The 14,602-nt window shown below is 50.8% G+C and carries 12 protein-coding genes and 1 pseudogene; 12 read left to right on the top strand and 1 reads right to left on the bottom strand.

Going from position 1 to position 14,602, the window contains the following annotated elements; all coding sequences use genetic code 11:
* The first annotated feature begins 5 nt into the window (after positions 1 to 5).
* From aroA to FTE26_RS19730, 12 genes and pseudogenes are all read left to right on the top strand, one after another.
* The gene (gene aroA / locus FTE26_RS19785) at positions 6 to 1,289 is read left to right on the top strand and encodes a 3-phosphoshikimate 1-carboxyvinyltransferase (protein WP_000445231.1); all 1,284 of its coding nucleotides are present in this window, start codon (positions 6 to 8) and stop codon (positions 1,287 to 1,289) included.
* A gap of 168 nt (positions 1,290 to 1,457) precedes the next feature.
* Positions 1,458 to 2,222: a metallopeptidase YcaL gene (gene ycaL, locus FTE26_RS19780; RefSeq protein WP_001295345.1), complete on the top strand. Its 765-nt coding sequence runs from the start codon at positions 1,458 to 1,460 to the stop codon at positions 2,220 to 2,222.
* A 172-nt stretch (positions 2,223 to 2,394) separates the two neighbouring features.
* Positions 2,395 to 3,078: a (d)CMP kinase gene (cmk, locus tag FTE26_RS19775; RefSeq protein WP_000125016.1), complete on the top strand. Its 684-nt coding sequence runs from the start codon at positions 2,395 to 2,397 to the stop codon at positions 3,076 to 3,078.
* A 110-nt stretch (positions 3,079 to 3,188) separates the two neighbouring features.
* Positions 3,189 to 4,862: a 30S ribosomal protein S1 gene (rpsA, locus tag FTE26_RS19770; protein WP_000140327.1), complete on the top strand. Its 1,674-nt coding sequence runs from the start codon at positions 3,189 to 3,191 to the stop codon at positions 4,860 to 4,862.
* Positions 4,863 to 5,021: 159 nt separating this feature from the next.
* Positions 5,022 to 5,306, top strand: coding sequence for an integration host factor subunit beta (gene ihfB, locus FTE26_RS19765; RefSeq protein WP_000167336.1), 285 nt, complete (start codon positions 5,022 to 5,024; stop codon positions 5,304 to 5,306).
* Positions 5,307 to 5,512: 206 nt separating this feature from the next.
* Positions 5,513 to 7,777, top strand: a pseudogene (locus FTE26_RS19760) (ComEC family protein).
* A gap of 36 nt (positions 7,778 to 7,813) precedes the next feature.
* The gene (msbA, locus tag FTE26_RS19755; RefSeq protein ID WP_000551270.1) at positions 7,814 to 9,562 is read left to right on the top strand and encodes a lipid A ABC transporter ATP-binding protein/permease MsbA; all 1,749 of its coding nucleotides are present in this window, start codon (positions 7,814 to 7,816) and stop codon (positions 9,560 to 9,562) included.
* The gene (lpxK, locus tag FTE26_RS19750; RefSeq protein WP_000570525.1) at positions 9,559 to 10,545 is read left to right on the top strand and encodes a tetraacyldisaccharide 4'-kinase; all 987 of its coding nucleotides are present in this window, start codon (positions 9,559 to 9,561) and stop codon (positions 10,543 to 10,545) included. Before msbA ends, lpxK begins: the two co-directional genes overlap by 4 nt.
* A 36-nt stretch (positions 10,546 to 10,581) precedes the next feature.
* Entirely contained in the window at positions 10,582 to 11,814 is a 1,233-nt protein-coding gene (gene ycaQ, locus FTE26_RS19745; protein WP_000056529.1) for a crosslink repair DNA glycosylase YcaQ, read from the top strand.
* Positions 11,815 to 11,865: 51 nt separating this feature from the next.
* Entirely contained in the window at positions 11,866 to 12,048 is a 183-nt protein-coding gene (gene ycaR / locus FTE26_RS19740) for a protein YcaR (RefSeq protein ID WP_000350058.1), read from the top strand.
* Complete coding sequence (kdsB, locus tag FTE26_RS19735; protein WP_000011589.1) at positions 12,045 to 12,791, top strand: 3-deoxy-manno-octulosonate cytidylyltransferase; 747 nt, start codon at positions 12,045 to 12,047, stop codon at positions 12,789 to 12,791. The genes ycaR and kdsB overlap by 4 nt, the downstream gene beginning before the upstream one ends.
* 153 nt (positions 12,792 to 12,944) lie before the next feature.
* On the top strand, positions 12,945 to 13,838 hold the full coding sequence (locus tag FTE26_RS19730) for a YcbJ family phosphotransferase (protein ID WP_000436922.1): 894 nt from the start codon (positions 12,945 to 12,947) through the stop codon (positions 13,836 to 13,838).
* Here the strand turns inward: FTE26_RS19730 and elyC are convergent.
* Positions 13,815 to 14,594, bottom strand: a complete 780-nt coding sequence (elyC, locus tag FTE26_RS19725) for an envelope biogenesis factor ElyC (protein WP_000899599.1) — start codon at positions 14,592 to 14,594, stop codon at positions 13,815 to 13,817. The genes FTE26_RS19730 and elyC overlap by 24 nt on opposite strands.
* Positions 14,595 to 14,602: the final 8 nt, after the last annotated feature.

The raw sequence follows: 14,602 nt of genomic DNA, 5'->3' as shown, positions 1-14,602 counted from the left end.
AGTTCATGGAATCCCTGACGTTACAACCCATCGCTCGTGTCGATGGCACTATTAATCTGCCCGGTTCCAAGAGCGTTTCTAACCGCGCTTTATTGCTGGCGGCATTAGCACACGGCAAAACAGTATTAACCAATCTGCTGGATAGCGATGACGTGCGCCATATGCTGAATGCATTAACAGCGTTAGGGGTAAGCTATACGCTTTCAGCCGATCGTACGCGTTGCGAAATTATCGGTAACGGCGGTCCATTACACGCAGAAGGTGCCCTGGAGTTGTTCCTCGGTAACGCCGGAACGGCAATGCGTCCGCTGGCGGCAGCTCTTTGTCTGGGTAGCAATGATATTGTGCTGACCGGTGAGCCGCGTATGAAAGAACGCCCGATTGGTCATCTGGTGGATGCGCTGCGCCTGGGCGGGGCGAAGATCACTTACCTGGAACAAGAAAATTATCCGCCGTTGCGTTTACAGGGCGGCTTTACTGGCGGCAACGTTGACGTTGATGGCTCCGTTTCCAGCCAATTCCTCACCGCACTGTTAATGACTGCGCCTCTTGCGCCGGAAGATACGGTGATTCGTATTAAAGGCGATCTGGTTTCTAAACCTTATATCGACATCACACTCAATCTGATGAAGACGTTTGGTGTTGAAATTGAAAATCAGCACTATCAACAATTTGTCGTAAAAGGCGGGCAGTCTTATCAGTCTCCGGGTACTTATTTGGTCGAAGGCGATGCATCTTCGGCTTCTTACTTTCTGGCAGCAGCAGCAATCAAAGGCGGCACTGTAAAAGTGACCGGTATTGGACGTAACAGTATGCAGGGTGATATTCGCTTTGCTGATGTGCTGGAAAAAATGGGCGCGACCATTTGCTGGGGCGATGATTATATTTCCTGCACGCGTGGTGAACTGAACGCTATTGATATGGATATGAACCATATTCCTGATGCGGCGATGACCATTGCCACGGCGGCGTTATTTGCAAAAGGCACCACCACGCTGCGCAATATCTATAACTGGCGTGTTAAAGAGACCGATCGCCTGTTTGCGATGGCAACAGAACTGCGTAAAGTCGGCGCGGAAGTGGAAGAGGGGCACGATTACATTCGTATCACTCCTCCGGAAAAACTGAACTTTGCCGAGATCGCGACATACAATGATCACCGGATGGCGATGTGTTTCTCGCTGGTGGCGTTGTCAGATACACCAGTGACGATTCTTGATCCCAAATGCACGGCCAAAACATTTCCGGATTATTTCGAGCAGCTGGCGCGGATTAGCCAGGCAGCCTGAATGAACAACGGGCGATAAATAGCCAAATCTTTCTTTATCAAAACGTCGGCACATTGTCGGCGTTTTTTTTCGGACCTTGTGAGTCATTTTGATTAATGGTAGCGTCGCTTGTCAATGTAAGTTGTTGATACATAATATTTATATATGATTAATCAACGGATGATTCACATGAAGAATACTAAATTACTGCTGGCGATTGCGACCTCTGCAGCATTACTGACAGGGTGTCAAAATACCCACGGTATTGATACCAATATGGCTATCAGCTCCGGTTTAAATGCCTATAAAGCAGCAACATTAAGCGATGCCGATGCAAAAGCGATTGCCAATCAGGGCTGTGCCGAAATGGACAGCGGCAATCAAGTCGCAAGTAAATCCAGCAAGTACGGTAAACGTCTGGCAAAAATCGCCAAAGCATTGGGTAACAATATTAATGGCACGCCGGTCAACTATAAGGTTTATATGACCAGCGACGTCAACGCATGGGCGATGGCGAACGGCTGTGTCCGTGTCTACAGTGGCCTGATGGACATGATGAATGACAACGAAATTGAAGGTGTTCTGGGCCATGAACTGGGCCACGTCGCGTTGGGTCACTCGCTGGCTGAAATGAAAGCTTCTTATGCGATCGTTGCCGCACGCGATGCCATTTCAGCTACCAGCGGAGTGGCTTCCCAGCTTTCCCGCTCACAATTGGGTGATATCGCAGAAGGCGCTATTAATGCTAAATACTCCCGTGATAAAGAGTCCGAAGCAGATGATTTCTCCTTTGATCTGTTGAAGAAACGTGGCATCAGCACCCAGGGGCTGGTTGGCAGCTTTGAAAAACTGGCTAGTCTGGATGGCGGTCGCACCCAGTCCATGTTTGACTCTCACCCACCATCAACAGAGCGTGCGCAACACATCCGTGATCGTATCGCCTCTGGTAAGTAAATCATTGTCATCTTTCGGGCTGGTCTTCTGCCAGCCCGCTATAATTGCGCAATAAATCCCCATCTGAATACAGACAAAACTGGTTTTTGCACACAACGTTAACGATTTGTGGCGTCGGCGCGTATAATGCGCGCGGTTATGTTAACGGTACGCCTGTTTTAAGGAGATAAAGATGACGGCAATTGCCCCGGTTATTACCATTGATGGCCCAAGCGGTGCAGGGAAAGGCACCTTGTGTAAGGCTATGGCGGAAGCATTGCAATGGCATCTGCTGGATTCGGGTGCAATTTATCGCGTACTGGCATTGGCGGCATTACATCACCATGTTGATGTTGCGTCAGAAGATGCGCTGGTACCGCTGGCATCCCATCTGGATGTACGTTTTGTGTCAACCAATGGCAATCTGGAAGTGATCCTCGAAGGGGAAGATGTCAGCGGCGAAATTCGTACTCAGGAAGTGGCGAATGCAGCTTCACAAGTCGCGGCATTCCCACGCGTTCGTGAAGCATTATTGCGTCGCCAACGCGCGTTTCGCGAATTACCAGGCCTGATTGCCGATGGCCGCGACATGGGAACGGTGGTATTCCCTGATGCGCCAGTGAAAATTTTCCTTGACGCCTCCTCGGAAGAACGAGCGCATCGCCGCATGCTACAGTTGCAGGAGAAGGGCTTTAGTGTTAACTTTGAGCGCCTTTTGGCCGAGATCAAAGAACGCGACGACCGCGATCGTAACCGAGCGGTAGCGCCACTGGTTCCGGCAGCCGATGCTTTAGTGTTGGATTCCACCACCTTAAGCATTGAGCAAGTGATTGAAAAAGCGCTACAATACGCGCGCCAGAAATTGGCTCTCGCATAAGCGACCGAATTTGCAGTACCCCCGTTGCAATGGAATGACAGCGGGTATGTTAAACAACCCCATCCGGCATGGAGCCAGGTGGACGTTAAATATAAACCTGAAGATTAAACATGACTGAATCTTTTGCTCAACTCTTTGAAGAGTCCTTAAAAGAAATCGAAACCCGCCCGGGTTCTATCGTTCGTGGCGTTGTTGTTGCTATCGACAAAGACGTAGTACTGGTTGACGCTGGTCTGAAATCTGAGTCCGCCATCCCGGCTGAGCAGTTCAAAAACGCCCAGGGCGAGCTGGAAATCCAGGTAGGTGACGAAGTTGACGTTGCTCTGGACGCAGTAGAAGACGGCTTCGGTGAAACTCTGCTGTCCCGTGAGAAAGCTAAACGTCACGAAGCCTGGATCACGCTGGAAAAAGCTTACGAAGATGCTGAAACTGTTACCGGTGTTATCAACGGCAAAGTTAAGGGCGGCTTCACTGTTGAGCTGAACGGTATTCGTGCGTTCCTGCCAGGTTCTCTGGTAGACGTTCGTCCGGTGCGTGACACTCTGCACCTGGAAGGCAAAGAGCTTGAATTCAAAGTAATCAAGCTGGATCAGAAGCGCAACAACGTTGTTGTTTCTCGTCGTGCCGTTATCGAATCCGAAAACAGCGCAGAGCGCGATCAGCTGCTGGAAAACCTGCAGGAAGGCATGGAAGTTAAAGGTATCGTTAAGAACCTCACTGACTACGGTGCATTCGTTGATCTGGGCGGCGTTGACGGCCTGCTGCACATCACTGACATGGCCTGGAAACGCGTTAAGCATCCGAGCGAAATCGTCAACGTGGGCGACGAAATCACTGTTAAAGTGCTGAAGTTCGACCGCGAACGTACCCGTGTATCTCTGGGCCTGAAACAGCTGGGCGAAGATCCGTGGGTAGCTATCGCTAAACGTTATCCGGAAGGTACCAAACTGACTGGTCGCGTGACCAACCTGACCGACTACGGCTGCTTCGTTGAAATCGAAGAAGGCGTTGAAGGCCTGGTACACGTTTCCGAAATGGATTGGACCAACAAAAACATCCACCCGTCCAAAGTTGTTAACGTTGGCGATGTAGTGGAAGTTATGGTTCTGGATATCGACGAAGAACGTCGTCGTATCTCCCTGGGTCTGAAACAGTGCAAAGCTAACCCGTGGCAGCAGTTCGCGGAAACCCACAACAAGGGCGACCGTGTTGAAGGTAAAATCAAGTCTATCACTGACTTCGGTATCTTCATCGGCCTGGACGGCGGCATCGACGGCCTGGTTCACCTGTCTGACATCTCCTGGAACGTTGCAGGCGAAGAAGCAGTTCGTGAATACAAAAAAGGCGACGAAATCGCTGCAGTTGTTCTGCAGGTTGACGCAGAACGTGAACGTATCTCCCTGGGCGTTAAACAGCTCGCAGAAGATCCGTTCAACAACTGGGTTGCTCTGAACAAGAAAGGCGCTATCGTAACCGGTAAAGTAACTGCAGTTGACGCTAAAGGCGCAACCGTAGAACTGGCTGACGGCGTTGAAGGTTACCTGCGTGCTTCTGAAGCATCCCGTGACCGCGTTGAAGACGCTACCCTGGTTCTGAGCGTTGGCGACGAAGTTGAAGCTAAATTCACCGGCGTTGATCGTAAAAACCGCGCAATCAGCCTGTCTGTTCGTGCGAAAGACGAAGCTGACGAGAAAGATGCAATCGCAACTGTTAACAAACAGGAAGATGCAAACTTCTCCAACAACGCAATGGCTGAAGCTTTCAAAGCAGCTAAAGGCGAGTAATTCTCTGACTCTTCGGGATTTTTATTCCGAAGTTTGTTGAGTTTACTTGACAGATTGCAGGTTTCGTCCTGTAATCAAGCACTAAGGGCGGCTACGGCCGCCCTTAATCAATGCAGCAACAGCAGCCGCTTAATTTGCCTTTAAGGAACCGGAGGAATCATGACCAAGTCAGAATTGATAGAAAGACTTGCCACCCAGCAATCGCACATTCCCGCCAAGACGGTTGAAGATGCAGTAAAAGAGATGCTGGAGCATATGGCCTCGACTCTTGCGCAGGGCGAGCGTATTGAAATCCGCGGTTTCGGCAGTTTCTCTTTGCACTACCGCGCACCACGTACCGGACGTAATCCGAAGACTGGCGATAAAGTAGAACTGGAAGGAAAATACGTTCCTCACTTTAAACCTGGTAAAGAACTGCGCGATCGCGCCAATATTTACGGTTAAGTTTTTACTCAAACTTGAACGCGAGAAAAGCACCTGTCGGGTGCTTTTTTCATTTCTCTAATCAGGAACTGGAAGCTGCCTCGCAGAGTTTTGAGCAGTTTTCACCCTTTCGTTAAATTCTTCTGAATGTGCCTCGGGGAACGCAAAATTCCCACCAGACAACCGCTCAACAAAGTTGCACACTTTCCATAAACAGGGAGGGGTGTATGAAAATAACGACAGTCGGCGTATGCATAATTTGCGGAATTTTTCCGTTGCTGATTTTGCCCCAATTGCCTGGGACATTAACCCTTGCGTTTCTGACTCTCTTCGCCTGCGTACTGGCATTTATCCCTGTTAAAACCGTCCGTTATATCGCGCTGACGTTGCTGTTTTTCGTTTGGGGCATATTATCAGCAAAGCAAATTTTGTGGGCAGGAGAAACCTTAACTGGCGCGACGCAGGATGCAATTGTTGAGATCACTGCAACTGACGGCATGACCACTCATTACGGTCAAATTACTCATCTACAAGGTCGACGTATATTCCCTGCGCCAGGCCTTGTGCTGTATGGCGAATATCTTCCGCAAGCGGTTTGTGCTGGACAACAATGGTCAATGAAACTCAAAGTTCGTGCAGTTCATGGCCAACTTAATGATGGCGGCTTTGATAGCCAGCGTTATGCCATTGCCCAGCATCAGCCGCTCACCGGCCGCTTTCTGCAGGCAAGTGTCATTGAACCGAATTGTAGCCTGCGTGCACAGTATCTGGCGTCACTACAAACAACGCTGTAACCCTATATGTGGAATGCGGTTATTCTTGGTTTAGGTATGGGGGAACGGTTATCCGTCCCCAAAGAAATCAAAAATATCATGCGTGATACTGGAACGGCGCATTTAATGGCGATATCGGGATTGCACATCGCTTTTGCGGCGTTGCTGGCTGCCGGACTCATTCGCGGTGGGCAAGTTTATCTGCCTGGGCGCTGGATCCACTGGCAAATGCCATTAATTGGTGGAATCTGCTGTGCTGCTTTTTATGCCTGGTTGACGGGAATGCAACCTCCTGCATTGCGTACCGTGGTGGCGCTTGCTACGTGGGGAATGCTTAAGTTAAGTGGGCGACAGTGGAGTGGCTGGGATGTATGGATATGTTGTCTGGCGGCAATTTTGCTGATGGATCCTGTTGCCATTCTCTCGCAAAGTTTATGGCTCTCTGCCGCTGCGGTCGCGGCACTGATTTTTTGGTACCAGTGGTTTCCCTGTCCTGAGTGGCAACTGCCGCCGGTATTGCGTGCAGTTGTTTCCCTCATTCATTTGCAACTGGGAATCACACTCCTGCTTATGCCTGTGCAAATCGTCATATTTCATGGCATTAGTCTGACCTCGTTTATTGCAAATCTATTAGCAATTCCCTTGGTGACATTTATCACGGTTCCGTTGATCCTCGCCGCGATGGTTGTGCATTTAAGCGGGCCGTTAATCCTGGAGCAAGGGTTATGGTTTCTTGCCGACCGGTCTTTGGCTTTACTTTTCTGGGGGTTAAAGAGTTTGCCAGAAGGGTGGATCAACATTGCTGAACGTTGGCAATGGCTATCATTTTCCCCATGGTTCTTACTGGTGGTATGGCGATTAAACGCCTGGCGAACGTTGCCAGCAATGTGTGTGGCTGTAGGCTTGCTGATGTGCTGGCCGCTGTGGCAAAAACCTCGACCTGACGAGTGGCAGGTGTACATGCTTGATGTCGGGCAAGGGCTGGCAATGGTGATAGCCAGAAACGGCAAAGCGATTCTCTATGACACAGGACTGGCCTGGCCCGAAGGGGATAGTGGGCAACAACTGATTATCCCCTGGCTCCACTGGCATAATCTTGAACCGGAAGGCGTTATTCTGAGTCATGAACATCTGGATCACCGGGGAGGGCTGGACTCAATATTGCACACATGGCCGATGTTATGGATCAGAAGTCCGTTAAACTGGGAACATCATCAGCCCTGTGTGCGTGGCGAAGCGTGGCAATGGCAAGGATTGCGTTTCAGCGTGCACTGGCCTTTACAAGCTAGCAACGATAAAGGAAATAACCATTCCTGTGTGGTTAAGGTTGATGACGGGACGAATAGCATTCTTCTAACCGGTGATATTGAAGTCCCCGCTGAACAAAAGATGCTAAGCCGTTACTGGCAGCAAGTGCAGACAACATTGCTTCAGGTACCTCACCATGGCAGTAATACCTCATCATCGTTGCCATTAATTCAGCGAGTGAATGGAAAAGTGGCACTCGCATCGGCATCGCGCTATAACGCATGGCGATTGCCCTCTAATAAAGTTAAGCATCGCTATCAACAGCAAGGATATCAATGGCTTGATACTCCACATCAGGGTCAAGTGACGGTCAATTTTTCAGCGCAAGGCTGGCGGATTAGCAGCCTCAGAGAGCAAATTTTACCTCGTTGGTATCATCAGTGGTTTGGCGTGCCAGTGGATAACGGGTAGAATATGCGGCTATTTCAACAAATGCTGGTTTTTTGAATGCATAACGACAAAGATCTCTCTACGTGGCAGACGTTCCGCCGACTGTGGCCAACCATTGCGCCTTTTAAAGCGGGTCTGATCGTGGCGGGCGTAGCGTTAATCCTCAACGCAGCCAGCGATACCTTCATGTTATCGCTCCTTAAGCCACTTCTTGATGATGGCTTTGGTAAAACAGATCGCTCCGTGCTGGTGTGGATGCCGCTGGTGGTGATCGGGCTGATGATTTTACGTGGTATCACCAGCTATGTCTCCAGCTACTGTATCTCCTGGGTATCAGGAAAGGTGGTAATGACCATGCGTCGCCGCCTGTTTGGTCACATGATGGGAATGCCGGTTTCATTTTTTGACAAACAGTCAACGGGGACGCTGTTGTCACGTATCACCTACGATTCCGAACAGGTTGCTTCTTCTTCTTCCGGCGCACTGATAACGGTTGTGCGTGAAGGTGCGTCAATCATCGGCCTGTTCATCATGATGTTCTATTACAGTTGGCAACTGTCGATCATTTTGATTGTGCTGGCACCGATTGTTTCGATTGCGATTCGCGTAGTATCGAAGCGTTTTCGCAACATCAGTAAAAACATGCAGAACACCATGGGGCAGGTGACCACCAGCGCCGAACAAATGCTGAAGGGCCACAAAGAAGTATTGATTTTCGGTGGTCAGGAAGTGGAAACGAAACGCTTTGATAAAGTCAGCAACCGAATGCGTCTTCAGGGGATGAAAATGGTTTCAGCCTCTTCCATCTCTGATCCGATCATTCAGCTGATCGCCTCTTTGGCGCTGGCGTTTGTTCTGTATGCGGCGAGCTTCCCAAGTGTCATGGATAGCCTGACTGCCGGTACGATTACCGTTGTTTTCTCTTCAATGATTGCACTGATGCGTCCGCTGAAATCACTGACCAACGTTAACGCCCAGTTCCAGCGCGGTATGGCGGCTTGTCAGACGCTGTTTACCATTCTGGACAGTGAGCAGGAGAAAGACGAAGGTAAGCGCGTGATCGAGCGTGCGACTGGCGACGTGGAATTCCGCAATGTCACCTTTACTTATCCGGGACGTGACGTACCTGCATTGCGTAACATCAACCTGAAAATTCCGGCAGGGAAGACGGTTGCTCTGGTTGGACGCTCTGGTTCAGGTAAATCAACCATCGCCAGCCTGATCACTCGTTTTTACGATATTGATGAAGGCGAAATCCTGATGGATGGTCACGATCTGCGCGAGTATACCCTGGCGTCGTTACGTAACCAGGTTGCTCTGGTGTCGCAGAATGTCCATCTGTTTAACGATACGGTTGCTAACAACATTGCTTACGCACGGACTGAACAGTACAGCCGTGAGCAAATTGAAGAAGCGGCGCGTATGGCCTACGCCATGGACTTCATCAATAAGATGGATAACGGTCTCGATACAGTGATTGGTGAAAACGGCGTGCTGCTCTCTGGCGGTCAGCGTCAGCGTATTGCTATCGCTCGAGCCTTGCTGCGTGATAGCCCGATTCTGATTCTGGATGAAGCTACCTCGGCTCTGGATACCGAATCCGAACGTGCGATTCAGGCGGCACTGGATGAGTTGCAGAAAAACCGTACCTCTCTGGTGATTGCCCACCGCTTGTCTACCATTGAAAAGGCAGACGAAATCGTGGTCGTCGAGGATGGTGTCATTGTGGAACGCGGTACGCATAACGATTTGCTTGAGCACCGCGGCGTTTACGCGCAACTTCACAAAATGCAGTTTGGCCAATGATCGAAAAAATCTGGTCTGGTGAATCCCCTTTGTGGCGGCTATTGCTGCCACTCTCCTGGTTGTATGGCCTGGTGAGTGGCGCGATCCGTCTTTGCTATAAACTAAAACTGAAGCGCGCCTGGCGTGCCCCCGTACCGGTTGTCGTGGTTGGTAATCTCACCGCAGGCGGCAACGGAAAAACCCCGGTCGTTGTCTGGCTGGTGGAACAGTTGCAACAGCGCGGAATTCGCGTGGGGGTCGTATCGCGGGGATATGGTGGTAAGGCTGAATCTAATCCGCTGTTATTGTCGGCAGATACCACAACAGCACAGGCGGGTGATGAACCTGTGTTGATTTATCAACGCACTGATGCGCCTGTTGCGGTTTCTCCCGTTCGTTCTGATGCGGTAAAAGCCATTCTGGCGCAACACCCTGATGTGCAGATCATCGTAACCGACGACGGTTTACAGCATTACCGTCTGGCGCGTGATGTGGAAATTGTCGTTATTGATGGTGTGCGTCGCTTTGGCAATGGCTGGTGGTTGCCGGCGGGGCCAATGCGTGAGCGAGCGGGGCGCTTAAAGTCAGTTGATGCGGTAATCGTCAACGGCGGTGTCCCCCGCAGCGGTGAAATCCCCATGCATCTGCTGCCGGGTCAGGCGGTGAATTTACGTACCGGTACGCGTTGTGATGTTGCTCAGCTTGAACATGTGGTGGCGATGGCAGGGATTGGGCATCCGCCGCGCTTTTTTGCCACGCTGAAGATGTGCGGCGTACAACCGGAAAAATGTGTACCGCTGGCCGATCATCAGTCTTTGAACCATGCGGATGTCAGCGCGTTGGTAAGCACCGGGCAAACGCTGGTAATGACTGAAAAAGATGCGGTGAAATGCCGGGCCTTTGCAGAAGAAAATTGGTGGTATTTGCCTGTAGACGCACAGCTTTCAGGTGATGAACCAGCGAAACTGCTTACGCAACTAACCTCGCTGGCTTCTGGCAACTAGTTACGCCGCGGCAGCGTTCGATTGATGGAGTCATGAATGTCGCTGCCGCACCTCTCCCTTGCTGATGCGCGTAATCTTCACCTTGCCGCACAAGGCCTGTTAAACAAACCCCGCCGTCGAGCGTCGTTGGAGGATATTCCGGCAACGATCTCCCGCATGTCCTTGCTGCAAATCGATACCATCAATATTGTTGCCCGTAGTCCATATCTGGTGCTTTTCAGTCGTCTGGGAAATTATCCTGCCCAGTGGCTGGATGAGTCTCTGGCGCGTGGCGAATTAATGGAATACTGGGCGCATGAAGCCTGCTTTATGCCACGCAGCGACTTTCGTCTTATTCGCCACCGCATGCTGGCACCTGAAAAAATGGGCTGGAAATACAAAGACGCCTGGATGCAGGAACATGAGGCGGAAATTGCACAGTTAATTCAGCATATTCATGATAAGGGGCCGGTACGTTCAGCCGATTTTGAGCATCCTCGTAAAGGTGCAAGCGGCTGGTGGGAATGGAAGCCGCATAAACGGCATCTGGAAGGTTTATTTACTGCCGGAAAGGTGATGGTGATTGAACGGCGCAACTTCCAGCGCGTTTATGATTTAACCCACCGTGTCATGCCTGACTGGGATGATGAGCGCGATCTCGTTTCGCAAACAGAAGCAGAAATCATCATGCTGGATAACAGTGCGCGTAGCCTGGGAATATTCCGCGAACAGTGGCTGGCAGATTACTATCGGCTGAAACGTCCGGCACTGGCGGCGTGGCGCGAAGCGAGGGCTGAACAGCAGCAAATCATTGCTGTGCATGTTGAAAAATTGGGCAATCTTTGGCTGCATGCTGATTTGCTGCCGCTACTCGAGCGTGCGCTGGCCGGAAAGCTCACTGCAACGCACAGCGCGGTACTTTCGCCTTTTGATCCTGTTGTCTGGGATCGCAAACGCGCAGAGCAGCTTTTTGATTTTAGCTACCGGCTGGAGTGCTATACCCCAGCGCCGAAACGCCAGTATGGCTATTTTGTTCTGCCATTATTACATCGTGGGCAATTAGTTGGGCGAATGGATGCCAAAATGCATCGCCAGACAGGCATCCTTGAAGTTATCTCTCTGTGGTTACAGGAAGGCATTAAACCAACGACAATGCTGCAAAAAGGGTTACGTCAGGCGATTACTGATTTCGCGAGCTGGCAGCAGGCAACGCGGGTGACATTAGGACGCTGCCCGCAAGGTCTCTTTACTGATTGCCGCACTGGCTGGGAAATAGACCCCGTCGCATAAATGATTATGATAAGATTTATGCATTCATAACCCGATCCATCTGGAGGAACTATGGATCATCGTCTGCTTGAAATCATTGCCTGCCCGGTTTGCAACGGAAAACTTTGGTATAACCAAGAAAAACAAGAACTTATTTGCAAACTGGACAACCTGGCTTTCCCGCTGCGTGATGGCATTCCAGTGTTGCTGGAAACGGAAGCCCGCGTGCTGACTGCTGATGAGAGTAAATCATGAGTTTTGTGGTCATTATTCCCGCGCGCTACGCGTCAACGCGTCTGCCCGGTAAACCATTGGTTGATATTAATGGCAAACCCATGATTGTTCATGTTCTTGAACGTGCTCGCGAATCAGGTGCCGATCGCATCATCGTGGCAACCGATCATGAGGATGTCGCCCGCGCCGTTGAAGCCGCTGGCGGTGAAGTATGTATGACGCGCGCCGATCACCAGTCAGGGACAGAACGCCTGGCGGAAGTTGTCGAAAAATGCGCATTCAGCGACGACACGGTGATCGTTAATGTGCAGGGTGATGAACCGATGATCCCTGCGACAATCATTCGTCAGGTTGCTGATAACCTCGCTCAGCGTCAGGTGGGTATGGCGACTCTGGCGGTGCCAATCCACAATGCGGAAGAAGCGTTTAACCCGAATGCGGTGAAAGTGGTTCTCGACGCTGAAGGGTATGCACTGTACTTCTCTCGCGCCACCATTCCTTGGGATCGTGATCGTTTTGCAGAAGGCCTTGAAACCGTTGGCGATAACTTCCTGCGTCATCTTGGTATTTATGGCTACCGTGCAGGCTTTATCCGTCGTTACGTCAACTGGCAGGCAAGTCCGTTAGAACACATCGAAATGTTAGAGCAGCTTCGTGTTCTGTGGTACGGCGAAAAAATCCATGTTGCTGTTGCTCAGGAAGTTCCTGGCACAGGTGTGGATACCCCTGAAGATCTTGAGCGCGTTCGCGCTGAAATGCGCTAATTTCACTTCACGACACTTCAGCCAATTTTGGGAGGAGTGTCGTACCGTTACGATTTTCCTCAATTTTTCTTTTCAACAATTGATCTCATTCAGGTGACATCTTTTATATTGGCGCTCATTATGAAAGCAGTAGCTTTTATGAGGGTAATCTGAATGGAACAGCTGCGTGCCGAATTAAGCCATTTACTGGGCGAAAAACTCAGTCGTATTGAGTGCGTCAATGAAAAAGCGGATACGGCGTTGTGGGCTTTGTATGACAGCCAGGGAAACCCAATGCCGTTAATGGCAAGAAGCTTTAGTACGCCCGGAAAAGCCCGACAACTGGCATGGAAAACCACCATGCTGGCAAGAAGTGGGACTGTCCGTATGCCGACTATTTATGGTGTGATGACGCATGAAGAACACCCCGGCCCCGATGTCCTGCTACTGGAGCGGATGCGTGGTGTTTCGGTGGAGGCACCAGCCCGAACACCAGAACGCTGGGAACAACTCAAAGACCAAATCGTTGAAGCCTTACTGGCCTGGCACCGTCAGGACAGTCGCGGTTGCGTCGGCGCGGTCGACAATACTCAGGAAAATTTCTGGCCCTCATGGTACCGGCAACATGTTGAAGTGCTATGGACCACGCTCAATCAGTTCAATAACACCGGTCTGACGATGCAGGATAAGCGGATCCTGTTTCGCACTCGCGAATGTCTCCCGGCATTATTTGAAGGCTTTAACGACAATTGTGTGTTGATTCACGGTAACTTCTGTTTACGCAGCATGCTGAAAGATTCGCGCAGCGATCAGTTACTGGCGATGGTCGGGCCGGGACTAATGCTTTGGGCACCGCGAGAATACGAACTGTTCCGACTAATGGATAATTCTCTGGCGGAAGATTTGCTCTGGAGTTACCTGCAACGCGCGCCAGTGGCGGAGTCGTTCATCTGGCGGCGTTGGTTGTATGTGTTATGGGATGAAGTTGCGCAACTGGTTAATACCGGACGATTTAGTCGGCGCAACTTCGATCTGGCATCAAAATCACTCTTGCCGTGGCTCGCCTGACGGACCTTTCAGCCACTGCCAGATGCGGCCAAGCGTTTCATAGCCAACACGATCGCTATGCATCAGCCAGACCGGAGAAGGGATTGCCCGTTCCCACGGGTTAAGCGGCGAGTCGATGGCCAACTGATTCGCCGGGGCTGGTAGCGGATTTAACCCTTCCTGCTGAAAAAAGATCATCGCCCGCGGCAGATGTGATGCGGAGGTCACCAGCAGGAAAGGGGCGTCACCAATCGCCTGTTTCACTGCCGCAGCTTCTTCTTCGGTATCTTTTGGCAAATCCAGGGTGATAATTTGCTCGCGCGGCACGCCCAGCGATTGCGCAACTCTGGCACCTACTTCCGCTGTACTCACCGTATTGGTTTTTGCTACGCCTCCCGTGAAGATCAGTTTTGATCCCGGATTTTCGCGCCATAAGCGAATACCTTCATTCAGGCGTGGCAGACTGTTATTGATTAAATTAGAGCTCGGTGCCCACTGCGGGTTCCAGGTATAACCACCTCCGAGCACCACGATATAGTCCACTTTTTGCGAATTATTCCATGTCGGATAGGTGCTTTCGATGGGACGCAGCAGGCGGTCGGCTACCGGTTGCAAACTCAATAACAAGAGTGCCAGCCACCCAATGCTAATAAAAATCTTCCCGGTTTTTTGAAAACGGCTAAACCACAGCAGCGCCAGGCCAGCGCCAATAATTAACAACATCAGCGGAAGTGGCAGCAACATATTGCCAATCACTTTTTTCAGTGTAAAAAGCATCCTTTCTG

This window comes from Escherichia sp. S10b, assembly GCF_028421345.1.
In the GTDB taxonomy this organism is placed as follows: Bacteria; Pseudomonadota; Gammaproteobacteria; order Enterobacterales; family Enterobacteriaceae; genus ECMA0423.
Note: the sequence above shows the minus strand (reverse complement) of the source record. Positions and strands in the feature narration are given on the sequence as shown.

What these genes read in the sequence shown, in the direction of transcription:
- aroA (WP_000445231.1), top strand. Translation starts at nt 6, where the DNA reads ATGGAATCCCTGACGTTACAACCCATCGCTCGTGTCGATGGCACTATT.
- ycaR (WP_000350058.1), top strand. Translation starts at nt 11,866, where the DNA reads ATGGATCATCGTCTGCTTGAAATCATTGCCTGCCCGGTTTGCAACGGA.
- ycaQ (WP_000056529.1), top strand. Translation starts at nt 10,582, where the DNA reads ATGTCGCTGCCGCACCTCTCCCTTGCTGATGCGCGTAATCTTCACCTT.
- lpxK (WP_000570525.1), top strand. Translation starts at nt 9,559, where the DNA reads ATGATCGAAAAAATCTGGTCTGGTGAATCCCCTTTGTGGCGGCTATTG.
- msbA (WP_000551270.1), top strand. Translation starts at nt 7,814, where the DNA reads ATGCATAACGACAAAGATCTCTCTACGTGGCAGACGTTCCGCCGACTG.
- cmk (WP_000125016.1), top strand. Translation starts at nt 2,395, where the DNA reads ATGACGGCAATTGCCCCGGTTATTACCATTGATGGCCCAAGCGGTGCA.
- rpsA (WP_000140327.1), top strand. Translation starts at nt 3,189, where the DNA reads ATGACTGAATCTTTTGCTCAACTCTTTGAAGAGTCCTTAAAAGAAATC.
- ycaL (WP_001295345.1), top strand. Translation starts at nt 1,458, where the DNA reads ATGAAGAATACTAAATTACTGCTGGCGATTGCGACCTCTGCAGCATTA.
- FTE26_RS19730 (WP_000436922.1), top strand. Translation starts at nt 12,945, where the DNA reads ATGGAACAGCTGCGTGCCGAATTAAGCCATTTACTGGGCGAAAAACTC.
- kdsB (WP_000011589.1), top strand. Translation starts at nt 12,045, where the DNA reads ATGAGTTTTGTGGTCATTATTCCCGCGCGCTACGCGTCAACGCGTCTG.
- elyC (WP_000899599.1), bottom strand. Translation starts at nt 14,594, where the DNA reads ATGCTTTTTACACTGAAAAAAGTGATTGGCAATATGTTGCTGCCACTT.
- ihfB (WP_000167336.1), top strand. Translation starts at nt 5,022, where the DNA reads ATGACCAAGTCAGAATTGATAGAAAGACTTGCCACCCAGCAATCGCAC.